The following is a 656-nucleotide window of genomic DNA, read 5'->3' as shown; positions in this document are numbered from 1 at the left end:
GGTTTAAGCAAGGGCATTTTTATACCTACCCTAAAGCAAAGAATGCCTATTTTTAGGGACTTTAATTTTTAATTAAGCATTAAAAAGTCTAGGTTTAAGCAAGGGCATTTTTATACCTACCCTAAAGCAAAGAATGTCTATAAATTGGAGATTTATAGTATTTTTAGAATGAAATTTATTTTTCTCAAAAAAAGGGTGTTAAAAAATTTTATACCTACCATACATTAACTTCGTTAATAATATTGCCATTTTTATACCTAACCTAAAGTATTTTTCACCCTTGAAATAGAAAAGTCTTCTTCTCGCCCTTTATCACCTCATTTATTCCCCCTTCTTTATCCGCTACATTTCATTGAATAATTTTCATCATTTATCACCTCATTTATCCCCTCATTTATCACCCCCTTTATACCCCATCTCCCATTCCTCCCTATCTTGCATTCTACGCATTCAAATCTCATCTTAACGCTATCCTTAACACAAATCCTTATAGCCTTTATACTCATTCTTTCTCTCATTTATCACCTCATTTATTCCCTCATTTATTGCCTTATTTATCACCTCATTCTTTCTCATTTACTCCCTATTTTTGCCACTTTTTAAACATATTTCTAGCATAAACTTTCCCTAATATATAAAAATACTCATTTCATACC

1 protein-coding gene is annotated in these 656 nt (G+C 30.9%); it reads right to left on the bottom strand.

Annotated elements, in window-relative coordinates; all coding sequences use genetic code 11:
* Positions 1-335 precede the first annotated feature (335 nt).
* Positions 336-518, bottom strand: a complete 183-nt coding sequence (locus ELQ12_RS09790) for a hypothetical protein (protein ID WP_052950195.1) — start codon at positions 516-518, stop codon at positions 336-338.
* Between the last annotated feature and the right edge of the window lie 138 nt (positions 519-656).

The sequence above is a fragment of the Campylobacter sp. US25a genome, assembly GCF_004379075.1.
In the GTDB taxonomy this organism is placed as follows: Bacteria; Campylobacterota; Campylobacteria; order Campylobacterales; family Campylobacteraceae; genus Campylobacter_D; species Campylobacter_D jejuni.
Note: the sequence above shows the minus strand (reverse complement) of the source record. Positions and strands in the feature narration are given on the sequence as shown.

Coding starts and splice junctions, on each gene's coding strand:
- ELQ12_RS09790 (WP_052950195.1), bottom strand. CDS start 518: ATGAGAGAAAGAATGAGTATAAAGGCTATAAGGATTTGTGTTAAGGAT.